Genomic DNA, 20,301 nt, shown 5'->3' with positions numbered 1-20,301 from the left:
GGGGTGGGGTGGTTAGTGGAAGAAGTGGCGGGTACCGGTCAGGTACATGGTTACGTTGGCCTTTTTGGCCGCTTCGATGACTTCCTCGTCGCGGATGGAGCCACCTGGCTGCACGATCGCGCGGACGCCGGCGTCGATGAGGATCTGCGGGCCGTCGGCGAACGGGAAGAACGCGTCCGAGGCGGCGACCGAGCCGCGCGCACGATCGGCACCGGCGCGGGCCACCGCGAGCTGCGCCGAGTCGACCCGGTTGACCTGACCCATGCCGACGCCGACGGTGGCGCCGTCCTTGGCGAGCAGGATCGCGTTGCTCTTCACCGCGCGGACCGCCCGCCAGGCGAACGCCAGGTCCCGCAGCAGTTCCTCGTCGGCGGCCTCGCCGGTCGCCAACTGCCAGTTGGCCGGGTCGTCGCCGGGGGCGCTCACCCGGTCGGCGACCTGGGCCAGCACGCCACCGGTCACCTGCCGCAACTCCACCAGCGCCGGTGTCCAGGCCGGTGCCCGCAGCAGCCGGATGTTCTTCTTGCCCTGCAACACGTCGACAGCGCCCTCGTCGAAGCCGGGGGCGACCAGCACCTCGGTGAAGATCTCGGCGACCTGCCGGGCCAGCTCGACCGAGACCGGCCGGTTGACAGCGATGACGCCGCCGTACGCCGACACCGGGTCGCAGGCGTGCGCCAGGCGGTGCGCCTCGGCGACGTCCGCGCCGACAGCGATGCCGCACGGGTTGGCGTGCTTGATGATCGCCACCGCCGGCTGGTCGGCGAAGTCGTTCGCGGCCCGCCAGGCGGCGTCGGCGTCGACGTAGTTGTTGTACGACATTTCCTTGCCGTGCAACTGCTCGGCCTGGGCCAGACCGGCCGGGGCGTCCGGGTCGGTGTAGAGCGCGGCGGGCTGGTGCGGGTTCTCGCCGTAGCGCAGCGCTGTCGACTTGCGCAGCGCCAGCCCGGCGAACTGCGGCCACGAGTCGTCGGCGGGTGCCAGCTCCTTGGCGCACCACTGGGCCACCGCGACGTCGTACTCGGCGATGTCGGCGAACGCCCGAGCGGCCAGCGCGCGACGCTGGGCCAGTGTGAAGCCACCCTCGCTGAGCGCGCCGATCAGCGCCGGGTAACCGGCCGGGTCGGTGAGCACGGCGACCGAGGCGTGGTTCTTGGCGGCGGCCCGCACCATGGCCGGGCCACCGATGTCGATCTGCTCCACGCACTCCTCGACGTCGGCGCCGGAGGCGACCGTCGCCTGGAAGGGGTAGAGGTTGGAGACCAGCAGGTCGAACGCCGCCACGCCCAGTTCGTCGAGCTGCGTGACGTGGGAGTCCTTGCGCAGATCCGCCAGCAGACCCGCGTGCACCTTCGGGTGCAGGGTCTTCACCCGGCCGTCGAGCACCTCGGGGAACCCGGTCACCGTCTCCACCGGCGTCACCGGCACCCCGGCGGCGGCGATGGTGCCCGCCGTGCTGCCGGTGGACACGATCTCCACACCGGCCGCGTGCAGGGCCTGAGCCAGCTCGACCAGCCCGGTCTTGTCGTAGACGCTGACCAGCGCCCGCCTGATCGGGCGGCGCCCGTCCTGAGTGGGACTCACGGAACCGTGACCTTCCTTCCGGTGATGGTCCAGCCTTCGCGGACCAGCCGACCGACCTGCTCGACGAGCTGGCGTCGCTCGGCTTCCTTGATGCGCTCGGTGAGCGTGTCGACGTCGTCGTCGTCCAGCACCGGCACCGCTACCTGCGCGACGATCGGCCCGGTGTCCATGCCGGCGTCGACGAAGAAGAGGGTGGCTCCGGTGAGCTTCACGCCGTAGGCGAGGGCGTCACGCGGGCCGTGGATGCCGGGGAACGCCGGCAGCAGCGTGTTGTGGGTGTTCAGGTAGCGGTCACCGAAGGCGGCCAGGAAGTGCGGGCCGACAAGCTTGAGGAAACCGGCGGAGATGACCAGGTCGGGCTGGTGCTTCGCGACGTGCGCGGTGAGCGCGCGGTCCCAGTCCTCCCGGGTGTCGTGGTCGCGGACCCGTTCGACGAAGGTCGGCACCCCCGCCGCGTCGGCCCGGTCCAGGCCCGCGATGCCATCGCGGTCCGCGCCGACCGCTACCACCTGTGCGCCGTACGCGGGGTCGGCGGCGGCATCCAGCAGCGACTGAAGGTTGCTCCCGGAGCCGGAGATGAGGACGACGATGCGGGCGACAGGCGCGGGCTCGGTCACCGGGCCACCCTATCGGGCAGGTCAGGGACGCCCTTCGACCGGGCGGTGCGCCGATCTTCGACGGTGCCGACGTGCGTCGACCCGGTACGCTGCCGCTCGCTCGGGCCGAACGCCGCGCCGGCCCACACACCGCCACTGATCCGGCACACGAAGCGGTCGACAAGGACCCTTTTGCCTGCTTTGGGAGACATGTCTTCCTGTTGCTGTACTGGGCTTTGGGAGGACTGACCGCGATCATGGATGGAAACAAAGAGCACCAACTGACGGAACCAGTCCAAGGAGCTTCTCGAATGCAGCCCGGTAACCCCGGTCAGGACCCGTACGGCCAGCAGCCCAACCAGGACCCGACCGCTCCCCAGCCGCCGGCCGCCCCGTACGGCCAGCAGCCCACCTCCGGCCAGCCGTACGGTCAGCAGCCGCAGGACCCGTACGCCGCGCCGCAGGCCCCGTACGGTCAGCAGCCCACCCCGGGGCAGCCGTACGGTCAGCAGCCGCCGCACCAGGACCCGTACGCGCAGCAGCAGCCCCCGTACGGCGCCAGCCCGACCTACCCGAACGCCGGGTACCCGCAGGCACAGGGGCAGAACAACACCCTCGGCCTGGTGGCGCTGATCCTCGGTATCGCGTCGATCCCGCTGGCCTGCTGCGCCATCCTGGGCATCCCGGTCGGCATCGGGGCCCTGGTGACCGGCTACCTGGGCAAGCAGAAGGCCGACCAGGGGCAGGCCAGCAACGCCGGTCAGGCCAAGGCCGGCCTGATCTGTGGTGCGGTCGGCGTCGCGCTCGGCATCATCTCGATCATCCTGAGCGTGGTGTTGAACGTCAATCTGCCCGCCCAGCCCTGACGGGCTCGGATCCGACGGGGCGCTCCGGGTTCACCCGGGGCGCCCCGCGCTCGTCTACCCGCGGGTCAGCGCCGAACGGCGGCGGCTCTATTACGCGCGACAGCGGCTCAGCGCCCGGGTGACGGCGGGTCTACTGCGCGGGACCGCGGGTCAGTGCCCGGGTGGCGGCGGCGCCGAGCAGCGCGCCGACAGCTATGACACCGGCCGCGACCGCCCCGACCTGCCAACCCACCGGCCCGACCTGGGCCAGCCGACCGGCGCCGAGCGGCCCACCGGAGACCGCCGCGGCCGCGCCGAGCACCACCCCGGCCACCGGCCCGGCCAGCACCGCCGGCGCCAGCAGCTCGGCCCAACGCTGCGCGGCCCGCTCCGGCACCGCGAGGCGAGCCACCCGCCGGGCGAGCAGCCACCCGGCGACCATCCCGGCCAGCACCGGCACCGCGAGCAGCAGCGCACCGAAGCCGTCCACCGGGCCGCGCGGCAGGCCAGCGAGCAAAGGCACGGCCGGCAGCGCGCCGACCGACACCTCGCTGGTACGGACCGCGGTGTCGGTCCCCACCGCGAACCCCGGCCCGAGCAGGTAACTGGTCGACCAGACCGCCGCGTTGGGCGCGTACGCCACGCTGACCAGTGTGATGCCGGCCTGCCCGGCGACCCCGGTCCGGTACGCCCCGATCATGTCGGCCGCGTCGCCGCCGCCGGTGGCCACCGCCAGGCCGGCCGCGCCCGCGCCCGCACCGAGCAGCAGCAGCCCGGCCACCAGGCCGGTGCGAACGCCGTCGCGCACCGGGCCCGGAAGCCGAGTGACGAGCAGCCGGGTCACGGCGGTGATCCGGACCGCGCCGACCAGCGCGGCGAGCGTGCCGACCGCCGCGAACGTGGCGCCCGCCCGGATCAGCGACACATTCGGCCCACCCGTGCCGACCAGCACCGCCGCGAGCGCGCCGAGCAGCGCGTACGCCACACCGACCGCGACCGCGGCGAGCAGTGCCCGGCGCGGTGAGCGGGTGTCGCGGGCACCCATCGCGCGGCTGACGTGCACGCCGGCGCGGGTCAGCCGCCAGAGCGCGAGCACTGTCAGCGCCAGCGGGGCGAGCCCGAGCGGCCCGGTCTCGGTGTGCAGCGGCACGCCGTGCCCGAGCAGCCAGCCGGCCAGCGCGGTGCGCAGGGTGCCGGTCACTGTGGTGCCATCCGCGCCGAGCTGCACCAGGCCGAGCACGATGGCGACCGGCAGGTAGGAGGTGAGGGCGGCCCAGCAGGCGGCCACCCCGGCGGCGACTGGCAACGGCGCCCGCCCGCGCGGCGACCCGCCCGCGCGAGGCGCGGGCACCCGCCGGGCCGGTGCGGCACGGTCGACCGGCCGGTCGTCGGCGCTCACACCGCCGGGACGGCTGGGACGGTCAGGGGTGACGGGGGACATCCGCTCTACTCTGGCACGTCGCGCGGGCGGTGGCAGTCCGTTAACCCCTCCTAAGGTCGGCGAGTTCACCGAACCGACGTCCTGCCCACCCGGGCCGGTCTAGCCTCGGCCCTGAGGGGGCGCGAGTCGCCGCCACCCGGGACGGGCCCGCCGGTCGCGGTCCGGGCCGGCACGTCGCCCATTACCGCTCGGAGGACGCTGTGACGACGCCATACCCGCCTCCCCCACCACCACCGGCCCGGGGACGCGACCGCACCACCCTCTGGGGCGTGCTGGGCATCGTGCTGGGGCTGATCTGCTGCGGCATCTTCGGCATCGTCTTCGGCTACCTGTCCATCCGCGACGCCCGGCGGTACGGGCAGTCGCCGCTGCTCGGTTACCTCGCCATCGCGTTCGGCGTGATCAACATCATCGGCGGGGCGATCCTGCGGTCGACCGGCAACTACCCGTTCTGGAACAACGACTGAGCCAGTTGGCGGACGGGTCGCTCGGACGACCCACGGCCACGACCGATCCAGGAGAGGCTCGCCTTCGGCACACAGCATGAGGATCGGTGGGCAGCACAGAACAGGCCGACCGGCTGCGGTCGGCCTGTTCTGTGCTGAGCTGGCGGTCGAACGTGGTCCGTGGCGTCAGGTGTTGCCCTGACACCGACCGGTCAGGTGTAGGGGTTGTCCTGATAGGTCCCGAACACAGTCGCCAATCCCCCAGGTCGGCCATCGCCATCAGCACCAACCCTGATATTGATGATATTGGTGCTAGATGTGTACGTCTGAGTCATGGTCTTTTCGGTGTTGCAGCCGTAGCCGTTCCAGAAATCGAGAGTGGTCGTGTCGAGACCACCTCCAATGACCTCGACGCCACCCCACGCGGAATGCGAGTTGCACTTCCAGTCGACCACTCTCACGGTCAGGGAAACCGAGCGGGTGCCATTGAAGGTATAAGTGACGTAGGCATCGCCGCCACCCTGGTGACTAACACTGGAACTGCCAGCCTGAGCAGGCCCGGCAAAAGCGAGCAGCAGCCCAATTGATGCCGCACCGACAACAGTGGCGCGCCGAAATACGCCCCGCGACTTCAGCTTTCGACGTTCAAGCAGATTACGTACCATGTGGACCTCCCCGTGAATAGCTGACTTCCGGACCATACATGCCCATCTTTCGATGTGCAACATCTAAGATCAGGATCGGTCAGCACGACGGGAAGAAGTCTGCGACATAGCTGGGCTCCGCGCACTCGACCAGAATCGGGAAGAAACCGTCGGCCGCCACGACTGCGCGCATTGTGCACGGAGGGGGAAAGCTTGACCGGCGGTCCGAACGACTCAGATATTGGGCGAACAAACTGCGGTGCGATGTGCCGGTCGGTGACGCTCGCCCGGCATCGCGTCGGCCGTAGCCCGCCGCGCGGTGACCATCGGGCGGCGAGGGTTCACCCGCCAACTGATACGCCGAAGGGGACCGACCAAGTGTGGTCGACCCCCTTCGGCACTGCCTGACCGGCTCAGCTGCCGGACATGATCTCCCGCATCAGCTTCGCGGTCTCGGTAGGCGTCTTGCCGACCTTGACGCCGACGGCCTCCAGGGCCGCCTGCTTCGCCTCGGCGGTGCCGGCCGAGCCGGAGATGATCGCACCGGCGTGACCCATGGTCTTGCCGGGGGGAGCGGTGAAGCCGGCGATGTAGCCGACCACCGGCTTGGTGACGTTGGCCTTGATGAACTCTGCGGCCCGCTCCTCGGCGTCGCCACCGATCTCACCGATCATGACGATGGCGTCGGTCTCCGGGTCGGCCTCGAACGCCGCGAGGGCGTCGATGTGGGTGGTCCCGATGATCGGGTCACCGCCGATGCCGACGCAGGTGGAGAAACCGATGTCGCGCAGCTCGTACATCATCTGGTAGGTCAGCGTGCCGCTCTTGCTGACCAGGCCGATCCGGCCGGAGCCGGTGATGTCGGCCGGGATGATGCCGGCGTTGGACGCGCCCGGCGAGGCGATGCCCGGGCAGTTCGGCCCGATGATCCGGGTCCGCTCGCCCTGCGCCACGTTGTACGCCCAGAACGACGCGGTGTCGTGCACCGGGACGCCCTCGGTGATCACCACGGCCAGGCCGATCGCGGCGTCGATCGCCTCGACCACGGCGGCCTTGGTGAACTGCGGCGGCACGAAGATGACTGTGACGTCGGCCCCGGTCTCGGCCATCGCGTCCGCGACGGACGCGAAGACCGGCAGCTCGGTGCCGTCGAAGTCGACGGTCTGACCCGCCTTGCGCGGGTTGACGCCGCCCACCACGTTGGTGCCGGCGGCCAGCATCCGTCGGGTGTGCTTGGAACCCTCGGAACCGGTCATCCCCTGGACGATGACCTTCGAGTCCTTGGTCAGCCAGATAGCCATGATCAGACCCCCGCAGCTGCCAGCTCGGCGGCCCGCTCGGCCGCACCGTCCATGGTGTCCACCCGCTGCACGAGCGGGTTGTTTGCGCTGTCCAGGATCGCCCGGCCAGCCTCGGCGTTGTTGCCGTCGAGACGGACGACGAGCGGCTTGGTGACCTGCTCGCCGCGCTGCTCCAGCAGGGCCAGCGCCTGGATGATCCCGTTGGCGACCTCGTCGCAGGCGGTGATGCCGCCGAAGACGTTGACGAAGACGCTCTTCACAGCCGGGTCGGAGAGCACGATCTCCAGCCCGTTCGCCATCACCGCGGCGCTCGCGCCACCGCCGATGTCGAGGAAGTTGGCCGGCTTGACGTTGCCGTGCCGCTCACCGGCGTACGCGACCACGTCGAGGGTCGACATGACCAGACCCGCGCCGTTGCCGATGATGCCGACCTCGCCGTCGAGCTTGACGTAGTTGAGGTCCTTGGCCTTGGCGGCCTGCTCCAGCGGGTCCACAGCCGCCTGGTCGACAAGCGCCTCGTGGTCCGGGTGCCGGAACGCGGCGTTCTCGTCCAGGCTGATCTTGGCGTCGAGCAGCAGCATCCGGCCGTCGCCGTTCTTGGCGAGCGGGTTGACCTCGACCAGGGTGGCGTCCTCGGCGACGAACGCCTGCCACAGGCCGACGGCGATCTCGACCACCTGGTCGGCGACCTCGGCCGGGAAGCCGGCAGCGGTCACGATCTCGCGGGCCTTGGCCTCGTCCACGCCCTTCACGGCGTCGATCGGGGCCTTCACGACCTTGTCCGGGGTCTCGGCGGCGACCTGCTCGATGTCCATGCCGCCGGCGACGCTGGCGATGCAGAGGAAGGTGCGGTTCGCCCGGTCGAGCAGGTACGAGAAGTAGTACTCCTCGGCCACGTCCGCGGTCACCGTGATCATGACCTTGTGGACGGTGTGACCCTTGATGTCCATGCCGAGGATGTCGGTGGCCCGAGCCACCGCCTCATCCGGGCCCTCGGCCAGCTTGACGCCGCCGGCCTTACCTCGGCCGCCGACCTTTACCTGCGCCTTGACGACCACACGGCCGCCAAGACGTTCGGCGATCGCGCGGGCCTCTTCCGGGGTAGTGGCGACGCCGCCGGCCAGCACGGGCAAGCCGTGCCGCTCGAACAGGTCCCGCCCCTGGTACTCGTACAGGTCCACGATTGCGCGTCCCGTCCCGTCTCCGCGGCGCGCCGTCGCGCCGCCACCAGCGTTCAGAAAACAGTTTGACGCCTGTCATCAGTTGAAACAGGCCATTGGCCGCAGCCTAGCGAGGTCGGCACCGCCGGCAACCGAGCGGGTGCGCGGTGTGCGGTAATGCACAACCGGACATCAGGTGTGGCCGGTTTCCGGCCACGATGCGGTTGGCATCCACCGTCCGGGCGATGTTGTCCGGCTTGCGTAACCCCGCCGTGGGGGCGTCGTTGAGTCAGATGTCGGAGCGCTGAACAGCGCAAAGACGGGATACGGCCGATGCCCTGTCGGTCGAGGGGTGGCGGCGGGGCATCGTGCATAGAGGGGCCGGACGTGTGAGGGGTGCGTCCGGCCCCTCCCCCGTGCCCAGATCCGGTGGCGCAGCAGATCGGCGTGCCTCAGGAAACCGGCTGGGCCACGTTCTGTCGGACCCACTCGACGATCGCCTGGGTGGTGGCGCCCGGTGTGAAGATCTTCGCGACGCCCAGCTTCTCCAACTCGGGAATGTCGCCGTTCGGAATGATGCCGCCGCCGAACACGACGATGTCGCGGGCGTCCCGCTCCCCGAGCAGCTCCAGCACCCGCCTGAACAGCGTCATGTGCGCGCCGGAGAGCACCGACAGGCCGACAGCGTCGGCGTCCTCCTGGATGGCGGTCTCCACGATCTGCTCAGGAGTCTGGTGCAGGCCGGTGTAGACGACCTCCATCCCGGCATCCCGCAGGGCCCGCGCGACGACCTTCGCGCCCCGGTCATGGCCGTCCAGGCCAGGCTTCGCGACGACGACCCGAATCCGAGAGCTCATCAGCGCACACCTTTCACCGGCTTGACCGCCATCACCTTAACGAACGGTAACCCGGCGGGCCGGGCCCGGGAAATCCGGGCTCCGTCACCGGCCGTTACCCGGCGTGCCCACCGCGCAACCCGGAGAGGTCCGGCCTGGCGGCGTCCCGGCTTCGCCACGGCCACGTCGCTGGCAGGGCCGGGGACATCATCCCGGCGCGGTTCGGAGTCAAGTCGGACGACTCCGCCGGAACGGTCACGCTGGGCGACGAACGGGCAGCGACGGGGGCACCGTTCGGTGTCGCGATGCATGACAATCATGGACGCAAACGGACAGATCGACACGCCAATTTTTCGGTCTAGCTTGTGACTCGCCTGGCGGTTGGCTAACGTGTCCACGGTTGTCATCAGGTCCATGGACGGGTGACGACGCGGTCAGCGGACGTTCCACTGGAGCTTCAGGGGACGCCCACCGGCCGCTTCGGAACCCCGACAACGGAGGGTGTGCGTGCGCCAGCGCCTGTCGTCTGAGCCCGATCGATATCGCGGTCGCCGCCGCGTACCCACCCCACCCCGCAGCCGTTACGCCGCTGTCGTCACCACCGCGTTCGTCGGTGCCGGCATCGTCGCTCTCGGCGCGAGCGCCCTGCCGGACGCCAAGGACGTCAGCCCGACGGTTCTCGACGAGCTCAAGCAGGCGTCGGTCACCAGCCAGGACGCCGCGGCCCGTGCCGACAACGCCGACCGCGCCTCCCGGGACAGCCGCAGCACTGACAGCGCCGAGCCCGAGGTCTGGCTGCTGCCGCTGCAGGGCTACGACTTCAACTCCCCCTACGGCGTCCGCTGGGGCAAGATGCACACCGGCGTGGACCTGGTCGCCGGCGAGGGCACGCCCTACGTGGCGATCCACGACGGGCTGGTCACCAAGGCCGGCTGGTTCGGCGGGTACGGCAACGCGGTGATCGTCCAACACGCCGACGGCAGCGAGGCCATCTACGGCCACTCCTCCGCCGTGAGCGTGAAGGAGGGCCAGCAGATCAAGGCGGGCGACCAGCTCGGCCTCGTGGGTCAGACCGGCCACGCGTACGGCACCCACCTGCACCTGGAGATCCATGTCAAGGGGCAGCCGACCGACCCGGTGCCGTTCCTCCAGGAGCGCGGAGTGGACATCAAGCTGCAAGTCGAGGCAATCTACAGCGAGGTAGCCGACCGCTGACGGTGCGTAATGACCGTTGACCGCCCGGATCTGTCGATCCGGGCGGTTTTGCGTTCTGCGATCCTGGCGGATGTATCCCGGGTCACAGCGCCGAATGTGACCGACGGCACCCATCAACATGATCACTTTTCCGGATGTAGCGCCGCACAGCGGGTCATATCCGGGCACCCGACCGTCAGCCCTCCGTCCGAGGGTTCGGTCCCCGCGCCTGCCCCACCTCGGCCCGACACCAGTATTTCGAGGTCAAGTGCCCCTCGACTGTGAAGGTCCGCCGTGCAGGAAGACAGCCCCGTCCAGAACGAGAACACCCCCGACACCAGCCACACCGCGCCGCCGCAGCGCACCGGCCGACGGAACCGCCTCATCGTGCTCGGGGCCGCCGCCCTGGTAGCCCTCGGCCTCGGCGGTGTCGCCGTCGCCACCAGCGGCACCGACCACCCGGCACCCGCCGCCGTCTCCCTCGACGCCCAGGCCCGGGCCGAGGCCGCGAGCCGGGCCGACCGTTCGGTCCGTGAGTCGAGCACCCCGGTCGTCCCCTCGCTCAGCCCGACGCCCAGCCCGTCGGCGGTCAGCGCCAGCCCGGCCCCCACGAAGACTGCCGCCGCGAAGGCCAAGCCGAAGCCGAAGAAGACCACCAGGCCCACATCCGCCTGGGTCGACCCGATGCCGGGCGCAGCCGTCACGTCCTGCTACGGGCAGCGCTGGGGCACCCTGCACGCCGGTATCGACCTGGCGCTGCCCTCCGGTACGCCGATCCACGCGGCGGCCGCCGGCACAGTGACCCAGGCCGGCGACGCCTCCGACGGGTACGGCAACTCTGTCTTCATCGACCATGGCAACGGCTACCTGACCCACTACGCCCACCAGAGCCGCATCGCGGTCACCGTCGGCCAGAAGGTGAAGGCCGGCCAGGTCATCGGCTACGAGGGCGCCACCGGCGATGCCACCGGCCCGCACCTGCACTTCGAGGTGCACCAGGGCATGTGGAACCAGATCGATCCGGCCCCGTTCATGCGGGCCCGCGGCGTCGACCTGGGCTGCTGAGGCCGCATTCCCCGCGCGGTCCGGGCGCAACAACAAGGAAGAGTGGCCTCGCGTACCGCTGAGGCCACTCTTTCCTTGATTTGGTGCGATCTTGGAGTGCCGGGGTCAGAGTTTGTCGACCGGGGCGTGCCGGAGCACCAGCCACATGGTCTGGTCGCCGAAGTCGATCTGCGCGCGGGCACCCGGGCCGTGCCCCTCGACGGCGAGCACCCGCCCCAACCCGTACCGCTGATGGCTGACCCGGTCGCCCGCTGACACCTTCGGCCCCTGTGGCAGCTCGCTGGCCGTGGTCAGCCGGCTGGCGTCCACGCCGAGCCGCTGAGCCAGCTGCGCCGCCTTCGGCGTACCCCCGGTGAAGTTGCCACGCGCGCCGGGCGCGCGGTCCGCGCGGCCACCGACGCCCCCGCCCCCGCCAGCCCACGAGGTGTACGACCCCTCGGTGCGCTCCCAGTGCACCAACTCGGTCGGCAACTCCTCCAGGAAGCGCGACGGCGGGTTGTAGGACGGCTGCCCCCAGGCCGAGCGGGTCACCGCCCGGGACAGGTTGAGCCGCTGTCGGGCACGGGTGATGCCGACGTAGGCCAGTCGGCGCTCCTCCTCCAACTCGCGGGTGTCGCCCAGCGAGCGCAGGTGCGGGAAGACGCCGTCCTCCAGCCCGGTCAGGAAGACCACCGGGAATTCCAGCCCCTTGGCGGTGTGCAGCGTCATCAGGGTGACCACGCCCTGGTGGTCGGGGTCGTCGGAGGGGATCTGGTCGGCGTCGGCGACCAGCGCCACCTGCTCCAGGAAGCCGGCCAGGGTGGCCCGCTCCCCCTCCTCGCCCAGCGCCTCGATCCGCTCGGTGTACTCGCGGGCGACGCTGACCAGCTCCTGGAGGTTGTCCACCCGGCCGGCGTCCTGCGGGTCCAGGCTCTCCTCCAGCTCGGTGAGGTAGCCGGAGCGGGTCAGCAGCGCCTCCAGCACCTCCTCCGGGGTGCCGGTCTCGGCCAGCTCGCGGGCGCCGTCGAGCAGCGCCACGAAGTCCGCGATGCCGTTGGCTGCCCGACTGGAGATGCCCGGCGCCTCCCGGGCCCGGCGCAGCGCCGCGCCGAAGGAGATCCGGTCGCGGCTGGAGAGCGCCTCGACACACGCCTCGGCGCGGTCGCCGATGCCCCGGCGCGGGGTGTTGAGCACTCGCCGCAGGCTCACCGTGTCGTCGTCGTTGACCACCGATCGCAGGTACGCCAGGGCGTCGCGGACCTCCTTGCGCTCGTAGAAGCGCACCCCGCCGACCACCTTGTAGGGCAGGCCGACCCGGATGAACACCTCCTCGAAGACGCGGGACTGGGCGTTGGTGCGGTAGAAGACGGCGACGTCGCCGGGGCGGGTCTCGTCGGCGTCGACCAGCCGGTCGATCTCCCGGGCCACCCAGTCGGCCTCGGCGTGCTCGGTGTCGGCCACGTAGCCGACGATCTGCTCGCCGGCGCCGGCCTCGCTCCACAGTCGCTTCGGCTTGCGGGAGGTGTTGCGGTCGATCACCGCGTTGGCCGCGTTGAGGATGGTCTGGGTGGAGCGGTAGTTCTGCTCCAGCAGGATCGTCCGCGCGTCGGTGAAGTCCCGTTCGAACTCCAGGATGTTGCGGATCGTCGCACCCCGGAACGCGTAGATCGACTGGTCGGCGTCGCCGACCACGCACAGCTCGGCGGGCTCCAGCCCGTCGGTGCCGGAGACCAGCTCCTTGATCAGGACGTACTGGGCGTGGTTGGTGTCCTGGTACTCGTCGACCAGCACGTGCCGGAACCGCCGGCGGTAGCTCTCCGCGACGTGCGGGTGGGACTGGAGCAGGTGCACCGTGGTCATGATCAGGTCGTCGAAGTCCAGGGCGTGAGCCTCACGCAGCCGACGCTGGTAGAGCGTGTACGCCTCCGCGAGGGCCCGCTCGTTGGGCCCGGTGGCCCGCGCCGCGAACTGCTCCGGGTCGACCAGCTCGTTCTTGAGGTTGGAGACCTGGGCGGCCAGCCCACGCGCCGGGTAGCGCTTCGGGTCGAGATCCAGCTCGCGGGTGACCAACTGCATCAGCCGGCGGGAGTCGTCCGCGTCGTAGATCGAGAACGTCGACTTCAGCCCGGCGTGCTCGTGCTCGGCACGCAGGATCCGCACGCAGGCCGAGTGGAACGTCGACACCCACATCAGGCGGGCCCGGGGGCCCACCAGCGCGGCGACGCGCTCCTTCATCTCACCGGCGGCCTTGTTGGTGAAGGTGATCGCGATGATCTCGCCGGGGTGCACGTCCCGAGCGGCGAGCAGGTAGGCGATCCGGTGCGTGAGCACCCGGGTCTTGCCGGACCCGGCGCCGGCAACGATCAGCAGCGGCGAGCCGGCATGGCTGACGGCGTCGCGCTGCGGCCCGTTCAGCCCGGCGAGCAGTTGCTGCGGATCGAGACGCGCGGCGGCCGCCCCGGGTCGGTGCGGGCGGGCCGGCGCGGACTCCGGCGCAGGCGGGGACGCGGGGATGTCGAAGAGAGGATGCATCGCCCGACAAGTCTATGCCGCCACCCGGACACTGCGCCGCTGGCGCTCAGCAGCTCGTGCCCGACGGCGCGCACCACCACCTCGTACGCCCACCGGCGGGAAAGGTGCCCTTCGTCGACGCGGAATGCTTGCGCACCCGGCAACGACGTGGGCATACTCGACGACGTGATCGCTGCGCGCTTCTACTTTTACTATGGCACCGGGAGTCCGGCAGCCGTAGGTCGCGCCTGATCGATTCAGACCTGCTAAAGCCCCGGGCTCCTGGAGTCCGGGGCTTTTTCCGTCCCAGGTTCCGGGCACCGGGCACCACAGTGCGAGAGGTACCCGATGATGACAGACGTGATGGAGCAGAGCGGCAGCCCGATCCGACCGGGGCAGCCCGCAGCGGGGGCTGAGCCGGCGGTGGTCACACCGCCGACGGGTGCGGACGCCGAGCCGGCCGAGCAGCAGACCGGCACCCAGGAGCCGTCCGCCTCGGCGCGGATCGTGCAGATCAGGGAACGGATCGACGAGATCGACCACGCGTTGATCACGCTCTGGCAGGAGCGGGCCGCGTTGTCCCAGGAGGTCGGGGTGACCCGGATGGCGTCCGGTGGGACTCGCCTGGTGCTCTCCCGGGAACGGGAGATCCTGGAGCGTTTCCGGGGCGCGCTCGGCGCCGACGGCACCCAACTTGCCCTGCTGCTGCTCCGTGCGGGCCGCGGGCCGCTGTGAGCCGTCCGGGCCGTCCAGTCTCCGGTGAGCCGACCTGGTGAGCCACACCGCCCGAGTTGGCCGCACACGGCCCGCTGACACCGCGTGGGTTGCCAGGTGGTCGCGCGGCCGATCCGGGCACTGACAGACGAAACCGCCTGCCGTCGTCGTGGTGACGGCGGCAGGCGGTTTCGGTGACTCACACCTCGTGGCTGGCGACGATCTCGCGCTTCTCCGCGAAGTGGCAGGCGCTCGGGTGGTCCGAGCCCTGTCGGATCTCCAGCAGCGGGACCTGCTCGGCGCAGACGTCCTGCGCCTTCCAGCAGCGGGTCCGGAACCGGCAGCCCGAGGGCGGGCTGATCGGCGACGGCACGTCCCCCGTGAGCCGGATGATCGTCTTGTTGTTCCGCTGGGTCGGGTCCGGCACCGGCACCGCGGAGAGCAGCGCCTGGGTGTACGGGTGGGTCGGCCGCTCGTAGATCTCGTCCTCGGTGCCGATCTCGACGATCTTGCCGAGGTACATCACCGCGACCCGGTCCGAGAGGTGGCGGACCACCGACAGGTCGTGCGCGATGAAGACGTACGACAGGCCGAACTCGCCCTGCAACTGCTCCAGCAGGTTCATGACCTGGGCCTGGATGGAGACGTCCAGCGCCGACACCGGCTCGTCGCAGACGATGATCTCGGGCCGCAGCGCGAGCGCGCGGGCGATGCCGATGCGCTGACGCTGACCGCCGGAGAACTGGTGCGGGTACCTGTTGATGTGCTCCGGGTTGAGCCCGACCAGGTCGAGCAGCTCGCGGACCTTGGCCCGGCGGCTGCCCTTCGGCGCCACCTCCGGGTGGATCTCGAACGGCTCACCAAGCAGGTCGCCGACGGTCATCCGCGGGTTCAGCGAGGTGTACGGGTCCTGCATGACCAGCTGGATCTGCCGGCGCAGACGCCGCAGCGCCCCACCGGACAGCTTGGAGATGTCCTGGCCCTTGTAGACCACGTTGCCGGCGGTCGGCTTCTCCAGGTTCATCAGCACCCGGGCGAGCGTCGACTTGCCGCAGCCGGACTCGCCGACCACACCGAGCGTCTCACCGGCGCGCAGCCCGAACGTGACCCCGTCGACCGCCTTGACCTGACCGACGGTCTTCTTGAACACCACACCCTGTGTGACGGGGTAGTGCTTGACCAGGTCATTGACCTCGAGGATGTTCTCAGACACGGTTCACCAGCTCCTCGGCGAAGTGGCAGGCGCTGGCCCGGGCGGGGCCGACCTGCAGCAGCGGCGGGACCTTCTCCCGGCACACCGGCTGAGCCATCGGGCACCGCGGGTTGAACGGGCAGCCCGGCGGGATGTTCATCAGGTTCGGCGGGAGGCCCTTGATCGTCCGGAGCTGCTGCCCCTTCTCGTCGAGGCGCGGGATGGAGTCGATCAGACCCAGCGTGTACGGGTGCGCCGGCTTGGCGTACAGCTCGTACACGTCGGCTTCCTCGACGATCCGGCCCGCGTACATGACAGCGATCCGGTCCGCGACGTCGGCGACCACGCCGAGGTCGTGGGTGATCAGGATCATGCCCATCTGCCGCTCGCGCTGAAGCTCGGCCAGCAGATCCATGATCTGGGCCTGCACTGTGACGTCGAGTGCGGTGGTCGGTTCGTCAGCGATCAGCACCTCGGGGTCGAGCGCCAGCGACATCGCGATCATCGCGCGCTGCCGCATACCGCCGGAGAACTGGTGCGGGTAGTTGTTGAACCGGCCCTTGGCGTTCGGGATCTTGACCTGGTCGAGCATGTCGATCGCGCGCTTCTTGGCCTCCGCGCGGCCCATGCCCCGCCGGACCCGGAACTGCTCGGCGATCTGGAACCCGACGGTGAAGACCGGGTTCAGCGCGGAGAGCGCGTCCTGGAAGATCATCGCGATGCCCTCGCCGCGGATGCGGCGTCGCTCCTCGTCGGACATCCGGAGCATGTCCTTGCCGTGGAAGCGGACCTGCCCACCGGTGACGAAGCCGGGCGGCGTGTCGAGGATGCCCATGATGGTCTGCGCGGTGACGCTCTTACCGGAGCCGGACTCGCCGAGCACGGCGAGGGTCTCCCCCGCGTCGACGTGGTACGTGACCCCGTTGATGACCTTTGCGACGCCGTCCCGGGTGCGGAACTCCACCCGCAGGTCGTCGACCTCGAGCAGGCGGCCGGAGGGACGCCCGGACCCGCCGGGTCCCGGCGCTGACTGCTCGGACACGAGAATGTCGGACAACTGGATCTCCCCTAGCGGAGTTTCGGATCGAGGGCCTCGCGGACCGACTCACCGAGCATCACGAAGCTCAGCACTGCGGTGACGAGGAACGCGGCGGGGAAGAACACCAGCCCCGGCGCGACCCGGACGAACTGCTGCCCATCACTGATCATGATGCCCCAGGACACCACCGGCGACTTCAGACCGACGCCCAGGAACGACAGGGTGGCCTCGGCGCCGATGAACGAGCCGACCATGATCGTGCCGTAGACCAGCAGCGGGGCCAGGCAGTTCGGCAGCAGGTGCTTGAGGATGATCCGGCCGGTGCCGGCACCCAGCGCGCGGGCCGCCACGATGTAGTCGGCCTCCTTGGTGGCGAGCACCGAGGAGCGCATCAGCCGCATCACGACCGGCCAGCTCAGCACGATCAGCGACGCGATCACCAGGCCCATGATCTGAGCCTTGCTGTTGCCGGCGCCCGACCCGTTGAAGGTGGTCAGGATGACGATCGCGCCGAGCACGAACGGCAGGCCGAAGAAGACGTCGGCGATCCGGCTGAGCAGCGCGTCCACCCAGCCACCGCGGTAGCCGGAGATGATGCCCATGGTGCCGCCGATGAGCAGGGTGCCCATCACGGAGAGCACGGCGACCACGATGGAGGCCCGTGCGCCGTAGATGACCCGGGCGTAGACGTCGCGGCCCTGCACGTCGTAGCCGAACCAGCCATTGGCGGACGGCTTGTCGAGGCTGCGGGACAGCGAACCGTTGACCGCGTCGCCCGGGGCGAACAGCGACGGGAAGGCCGCCATCAACAGGAAGATCACGATCAGCGTGGCCGAGATCCAGAACAGCGGCTTGCGCCGCAGGTCCCGCCAGGCGTCGCCGAGCAGGCCGCGCGGCTTCTCGTTGCTCTGCGGCTGGCCCGCGGTGGCGGGAGCGGCGGAGTCGGTGGGGTGTGCGCCAGGGGTGCTGACGATCGATGCGGTACTCGGGTCACTCATAACGGATCCTCGGGTCCAGGGCGGCGTAGAGCAGGTCAACCAGCAGGTTCATCACGAGATAGACCAGCACCAGGACGACCACGATTCCTACCACCGTGGCGCTTTCCTTGGTGATGATCGCCCGGAAGACCTGACGGCCGATTCCGTTGATGCCGAAGATTCCCTCGGTGACGATCGCGCCACCCATCAGGGCGCCGAGGTCGGTGCCGAGCAGGGTCACCACCGGGATGAGCGAGTTGCGCAGCAGGTGCACGCCTACCACCCGGCGCATCGGCAGGCCCTTGGCGATGGCGGTCCGCACGTAGTCGGCGCGACGGTTCTCGGCGATGCTCGTTCGTGCCACCCGGGCGATGTACGCCACCGACGCGCTGCCCAACACGAAGCCCGGCACGATCAACTCAGACCACCGCATCTCGGAGGAGACGGTCGGCTTGATGATGCCCCACTGCACACCCAACAGCCACTGCAGCACGAAGCCGACCACGAAGACCGGCAGCGCGATCAGGAACAGGGTGGAGACCAGGACCAGGTTGTCCAGGAAGCCGTTACGCCGCAGACCACTGAGGACGCCGGCGCCGAGGCCGATGATCGCCTCGATGGCGAGAGCCACGAGGGCCAGCTTCAGGGTGTTCGGGTACGAAGTCAGGATGATGTCGCTGATCTCGCGCTGCGAGAACGTCTGACCGAAGTCGCCCTGGAGCAGGTTCTTCATGTAGTTGGCGTACTGCACGAAGACGTTCTGGTCGAGGTGGTACTTCTCGGTCATGAAGGCGATGTACTGGTCCGGGCAGCGACGCTCACCGCACTTGCCGGCGAACGGATCGCCCGGAACGGCCCAGACGAGCCAGTAGATCAGGAACGTCGTACCGATGAAGACCGGCACGAGTTGGAGCAGCCGTCTCAACAGATAACGGCCCATGGGGTGGTCCTCCAGACAGGGGGCGCGTCGGACGGCCGACACGGTGGTGACAACGTGCGAGTGGAGTGTTGTAACACCCAATCGCGGAACGGCCCCGGGTCGGGCTCACCGGATGTGGCGAGCCCGACCCGGGGTCAGACCGTTCGGATCAGAGCTCGACCGAGGTGATGTCGATCTCGCCGACGTTGTTCAGCTCGAGCTTCTTGATCTTCTCCGAGTGGCCGGACTGCTGACCGTAGAAGTAGACCGGGATGCTCGGAACGTCCTGGTCGACCTTCTCGACCGCCTTGGCGAACGCCTCGTGCGAAGCCTCCAGGCTCGGCGCGGCGCTGGCCTGCTTGGCAAGGGCGTCGACCTCGGGGTTGCTGTAGAGGCCGTCGTTCGAGGAGCCGTTCGTGACGAAGAGCGGGTTGACCCAGTTCTCGACGTCCGGGTAGTCCTGCTGCCAGGCAGCACGGTACGGGCCGGTCATCTTGTGGGCGTTGATGTTCTGGCGGAACACCGCGAAGGTCGGCACACCCTCGGCCCGCGCGTTGATGTTGAGGTTGGTCTTGATCTGCTGCGCGACGGCGTCCATCCAGTCCTTGTGGGCGGAGTCCGCGTTGTAGTAGAAGACCATCTCCCCGCTGAAGCCACCGGCCTCGGCGAGCAGCGTCTTGGCCGTCTCCGGGTCGAACTTGCAGGCGGTGCAGTTGCCCGGCTTGGCGCCCGGGGTCAGCGGGTTCGCCCAGCTGTCGGCCGGCTTGCGGGTACCGAAGAAGATCTTGTCCGAGATCTCCTGCCGGTTGACGGCGAGGGACACGGCACGACGCAGCTTCGGGTTCTGGAAGCGCTTGTCGTAGACCGGGAACGCGATGAACGCGGTAGACGGCGTGACGGTCGAGCGGCCCCGGTCACCGAGGTCGGTCTTCCACTTGTCACCGGCGAGCGCCGAGGTGGGGACAACCTCCATGAAGTCGAGGTTGTTGGCCAGCAGGTCGGCGTAGGCGGCGTTGTCGTCCTGGTACAGCTTGACGTCGACGTCCTTGACCTTCATCTTGTCGCGAAGGTTGTAGTCGTCGAAGCGCGTCAGCTTGATGAGGGAGTTGTCCTCCCAGGACACGAACTTCACCGGGCCGTTGCCGATCGGCTTCGTCTTGCCGAACTCTTCCGGCTTCATGGTGAAGAACACGTCCGGCAGCGGCATGAAGGCGCTGTAGCCGAGCTTGGTCGGGAAGACCGCGGTCGGCGCCGACAGGGTGACCTCGAAGGTCTGGTCGTCGATGACCTTCAGGCCGGACATCTTGTCGGCCGTCGGGGTCGGGGCCTTCTTCGGGCCGTCCGCGCCATCCGGGTCCGTGGTGTAGGTCTGGTCGAAGCCCGCGATGTCCGCGAAGAAGGTGCCGTTCTGCGCGCCGTTCGGCGAGTAGGCGGCCCAGTTCCAGGCGTCGACGAAGTTCTTCGCCTTGACCTCGGTACCGTCGTGGAACTTGGTACCGGCCTTGATCTTGATCGTGAAGACCTTGGAGTCCGTGGTCTTGATGGAATCCGCCAGCGCGTTACGCGGGGCCCCACCGTCGTTCGGGTACTCGACCAGGCCGGTCCACATCCAGTCGATGATCTTGCCGCCACCGGTCTCCGTGGTGTTCGACGGGACCAGCGGGTTCTCCGGCTGGACGCCGTGAACAACGATCGAGCCGTCCGCGCTGGCGGCAGTTTCGTCGCCGCCGCCACTCGAGCAACCGCTCGCGACAAGCGCGGCAGCCGCGCTGAGCGCGATAGCGCTCGTCGCCCGCTTCGAGACTCTCATTCCGAGGGGCCTCCTCTTTCTAACCAGGTTCCGTCGTGGGTTTCACGC

At 69.5% G+C, this 20,301-nt stretch carries 19 protein-coding genes; 5 read left to right on the top strand and 14 right to left on the bottom strand.

Annotation, left to right across the window (positions count from 1 at the left end; translation table 11 throughout):
• Window positions 1–12: 12 nt before the first annotated feature.
• Genes purH through AB0B94_RS32530 form a run of 3 tightly spaced genes read right to left on the bottom strand, consistent with a single transcriptional unit; the run spans window position 13 to window position 2,479 of the window.
• On the bottom strand, window positions 13–1,584 hold the full coding sequence (gene purH / locus AB0B94_RS32540; protein WP_357289611.1) for a bifunctional phosphoribosylaminoimidazolecarboxamide formyltransferase/IMP cyclohydrolase: 1,572 nt from the start codon (window positions 1,582–1,584) through the stop codon (window positions 13–15).
• Window positions 1,581–2,201, bottom strand: a complete 621-nt coding sequence (purN, locus tag AB0B94_RS32535; RefSeq protein WP_091406347.1) for a phosphoribosylglycinamide formyltransferase — start codon at window positions 2,199–2,201, stop codon at window positions 1,581–1,583. The genes purH and purN overlap by 4 nt, the downstream gene beginning before the upstream one ends.
• Window positions 2,198–2,479, bottom strand: a complete 282-nt coding sequence (locus tag AB0B94_RS32530) for a hypothetical protein (RefSeq protein ID WP_357289607.1) — start codon at window positions 2,477–2,479, stop codon at window positions 2,198–2,200. Before AB0B94_RS32530 ends, purN begins: the two co-directional genes overlap by 4 nt.
• Before the next feature lie 12 nt (window positions 2,480–2,491).
• Between AB0B94_RS32530 and AB0B94_RS32525 the strand changes: the two genes are divergently transcribed.
• A complete protein-coding gene (locus tag AB0B94_RS32525; RefSeq protein ID WP_357289604.1) occupies window positions 2,492–3,046 on the top strand; it encodes a hypothetical protein in 555 nt (184 codons plus the stop codon).
• A gap of 130 nt (window positions 3,047–3,176) precedes the next feature.
• Here AB0B94_RS32525 and AB0B94_RS32520 read toward each other — a convergent pair whose 3' ends face one another.
• A complete protein-coding gene (locus AB0B94_RS32520; protein ID WP_238668330.1) occupies window positions 3,177–4,466 on the bottom strand; it encodes a DUF6350 family protein in 1,290 nt (429 codons plus the stop codon).
• A 200-nt stretch (window positions 4,467–4,666) separates the two neighbouring features.
• On the opposite strand from AB0B94_RS32520, the gene AB0B94_RS32515 reads away from it, so the two are divergent.
• Entirely contained in the window at window positions 4,667–4,933 is a 267-nt protein-coding gene (locus tag AB0B94_RS32515; RefSeq protein WP_196919730.1) for a DUF4190 domain-containing protein, read from the top strand.
• A gap of 191 nt (window positions 4,934–5,124) precedes the next feature.
• Here the strand turns inward: AB0B94_RS32515 and AB0B94_RS32510 are convergent, their stop codons facing one another.
• The 4 genes from AB0B94_RS32510 to AB0B94_RS32495 form a co-directional block, all read right to left on the bottom strand.
• A complete protein-coding gene (locus AB0B94_RS32510) occupies window positions 5,125–5,577 on the bottom strand; it encodes a hypothetical protein (protein WP_357289600.1) in 453 nt (150 codons plus the stop codon).
• Between the two features lie 392 nt (window positions 5,578–5,969).
• On the bottom strand, window positions 5,970–6,857 hold the full coding sequence (gene sucD, locus AB0B94_RS32505; protein ID WP_357289596.1) for a succinate--CoA ligase subunit alpha: 888 nt from the start codon (window positions 6,855–6,857) through the stop codon (window positions 5,970–5,972).
• 2 nt (window positions 6,858–6,859) lie between these two features.
• A complete protein-coding gene (gene sucC / locus AB0B94_RS32500; RefSeq protein WP_091406357.1) occupies window positions 6,860–8,038 on the bottom strand; it encodes an ADP-forming succinate--CoA ligase subunit beta in 1,179 nt (392 codons plus the stop codon).
• Window positions 8,039–8,469: 431 nt separating this feature from the next.
• Window positions 8,470–8,874 (bottom strand): cobalamin B12-binding domain-containing protein, encoded by a 405-nt coding sequence (locus tag AB0B94_RS32495; protein WP_030491849.1) that lies wholly within the window; start codon window positions 8,872–8,874, stop codon window positions 8,470–8,472.
• Window positions 8,875–9,360: 486 nt separating this feature from the next.
• Between AB0B94_RS32495 and AB0B94_RS32490 the strand changes: the two genes are divergently transcribed.
• A complete protein-coding gene (locus AB0B94_RS32490) occupies window positions 9,361–10,068 on the top strand; it encodes a M23 family metallopeptidase (RefSeq protein WP_238668334.1) in 708 nt (235 codons plus the stop codon).
• A gap of 273 nt (window positions 10,069–10,341) precedes the next feature.
• A complete protein-coding gene (locus AB0B94_RS32485) occupies window positions 10,342–11,112 on the top strand; it encodes a M23 family metallopeptidase (protein WP_357289591.1) in 771 nt (256 codons plus the stop codon).
• A gap of 105 nt (window positions 11,113–11,217) precedes the next feature.
• On the opposite strand, the gene pcrA is transcribed toward AB0B94_RS32485, so the two are convergent.
• Window positions 11,218–13,623, bottom strand: a complete 2,406-nt coding sequence (gene pcrA / locus AB0B94_RS32480) for a DNA helicase PcrA (protein ID WP_357289587.1) — start codon at window positions 13,621–13,623, stop codon at window positions 11,218–11,220.
• 327 nt (window positions 13,624–13,950) lie between these two features.
• On the opposite strand from pcrA, the gene AB0B94_RS32475 reads away from it, so the two are divergent.
• Entirely contained in the window at window positions 13,951–14,337 is a 387-nt protein-coding gene (locus AB0B94_RS32475; RefSeq protein ID WP_357289583.1) for a chorismate mutase, read from the top strand.
• Between the two features lie 178 nt (window positions 14,338–14,515).
• Here the strand turns inward: AB0B94_RS32475 and AB0B94_RS32470 are convergent, their stop codons facing one another.
• From AB0B94_RS32470 to AB0B94_RS32450, 5 genes are all read right to left on the bottom strand, one after another.
• Window positions 14,516–15,529: a dipeptide ABC transporter ATP-binding protein gene (locus tag AB0B94_RS32470; protein WP_357289580.1), complete on the bottom strand. Its 1,014-nt coding sequence runs from the start codon at window positions 15,527–15,529 to the stop codon at window positions 14,516–14,518.
• Complete coding sequence (locus AB0B94_RS32465) at window positions 15,522–16,550, bottom strand: ABC transporter ATP-binding protein (protein ID WP_091406372.1); 1,029 nt, start codon at window positions 16,548–16,550, stop codon at window positions 15,522–15,524. The genes AB0B94_RS32470 and AB0B94_RS32465 overlap by 8 nt, the downstream gene beginning before the upstream one ends.
• A gap of 26 nt (window positions 16,551–16,576) precedes the next feature.
• Complete coding sequence (locus AB0B94_RS32460; RefSeq protein ID WP_357289577.1) at window positions 16,577–17,545, bottom strand: ABC transporter permease; 969 nt, start codon at window positions 17,543–17,545, stop codon at window positions 16,577–16,579.
• Window positions 17,538–18,464, bottom strand: coding sequence for an ABC transporter permease (locus AB0B94_RS32455; RefSeq protein ID WP_091406376.1), 927 nt, complete (start codon window positions 18,462–18,464; stop codon window positions 17,538–17,540). The genes AB0B94_RS32460 and AB0B94_RS32455 overlap by 8 nt, the downstream gene beginning before the upstream one ends.
• A gap of 148 nt (window positions 18,465–18,612) precedes the next feature.
• Complete coding sequence (locus AB0B94_RS32450; RefSeq protein ID WP_357289572.1) at window positions 18,613–20,253, bottom strand: ABC transporter substrate-binding protein; 1,641 nt, start codon at window positions 20,251–20,253, stop codon at window positions 18,613–18,615.
• Window positions 20,254–20,301: the final 48 nt, after the last annotated feature.

The organism is Micromonospora sp. NPDC048986, assembly GCF_040649335.1.
GTDB classification, from domain to species: domain Bacteria; phylum Actinomycetota; class Actinomycetes; order Mycobacteriales; family Micromonosporaceae; genus Micromonospora; species Micromonospora alfalfae.
This window is presented reverse-complemented; position numbering and strand designations above follow the sequence as displayed.

What these genes read in the sequence shown, in the direction of transcription:
- AB0B94_RS32525 (WP_357289604.1), top strand. Translation starts at nt 2,492, where the DNA reads ATGCAGCCCGGTAACCCCGGTCAGGACCCGTACGGCCAGCAGCCCAAC.
- AB0B94_RS32520 (WP_238668330.1), bottom strand. Translation starts at nt 4,466, where the DNA reads ATGTCCCCCGTCACCCCTGACCGTCCCAGCCGTCCCGGCGGTGTGAGC.
- AB0B94_RS32510 (WP_357289600.1), bottom strand. Translation starts at nt 5,577, where the DNA reads ATGGTACGTAATCTGCTTGAACGTCGAAAGCTGAAGTCGCGGGGCGTA.
- sucD (WP_357289596.1), bottom strand. Translation starts at nt 6,857, where the DNA reads ATGGCTATCTGGCTGACCAAGGACTCGAAGGTCATCGTCCAGGGGATG.
- AB0B94_RS32495 (WP_030491849.1), bottom strand. Translation starts at nt 8,874, where the DNA reads ATGAGCTCTCGGATTCGGGTCGTCGTCGCGAAGCCTGGCCTGGACGGC.
- pcrA (WP_357289587.1), bottom strand. Translation starts at nt 13,623, where the DNA reads ATGCATCCTCTCTTCGACATCCCCGCGTCCCCGCCTGCGCCGGAGTCC.
- AB0B94_RS32475 (WP_357289583.1), top strand. Translation starts at nt 13,951, where the DNA reads ATGATGACAGACGTGATGGAGCAGAGCGGCAGCCCGATCCGACCGGGG.
- AB0B94_RS32460 (WP_357289577.1), bottom strand. Translation starts at nt 17,545, where the DNA reads ATGAGTGACCCGAGTACCGCATCGATCGTCAGCACCCCTGGCGCACAC.
- AB0B94_RS32455 (WP_091406376.1), bottom strand. Translation starts at nt 18,464, where the DNA reads ATGGGCCGTTATCTGTTGAGACGGCTGCTCCAACTCGTGCCGGTCTTC.
- AB0B94_RS32450 (WP_357289572.1), bottom strand. Translation starts at nt 20,253, where the DNA reads ATGAGAGTCTCGAAGCGGGCGACGAGCGCTATCGCGCTCAGCGCGGCT.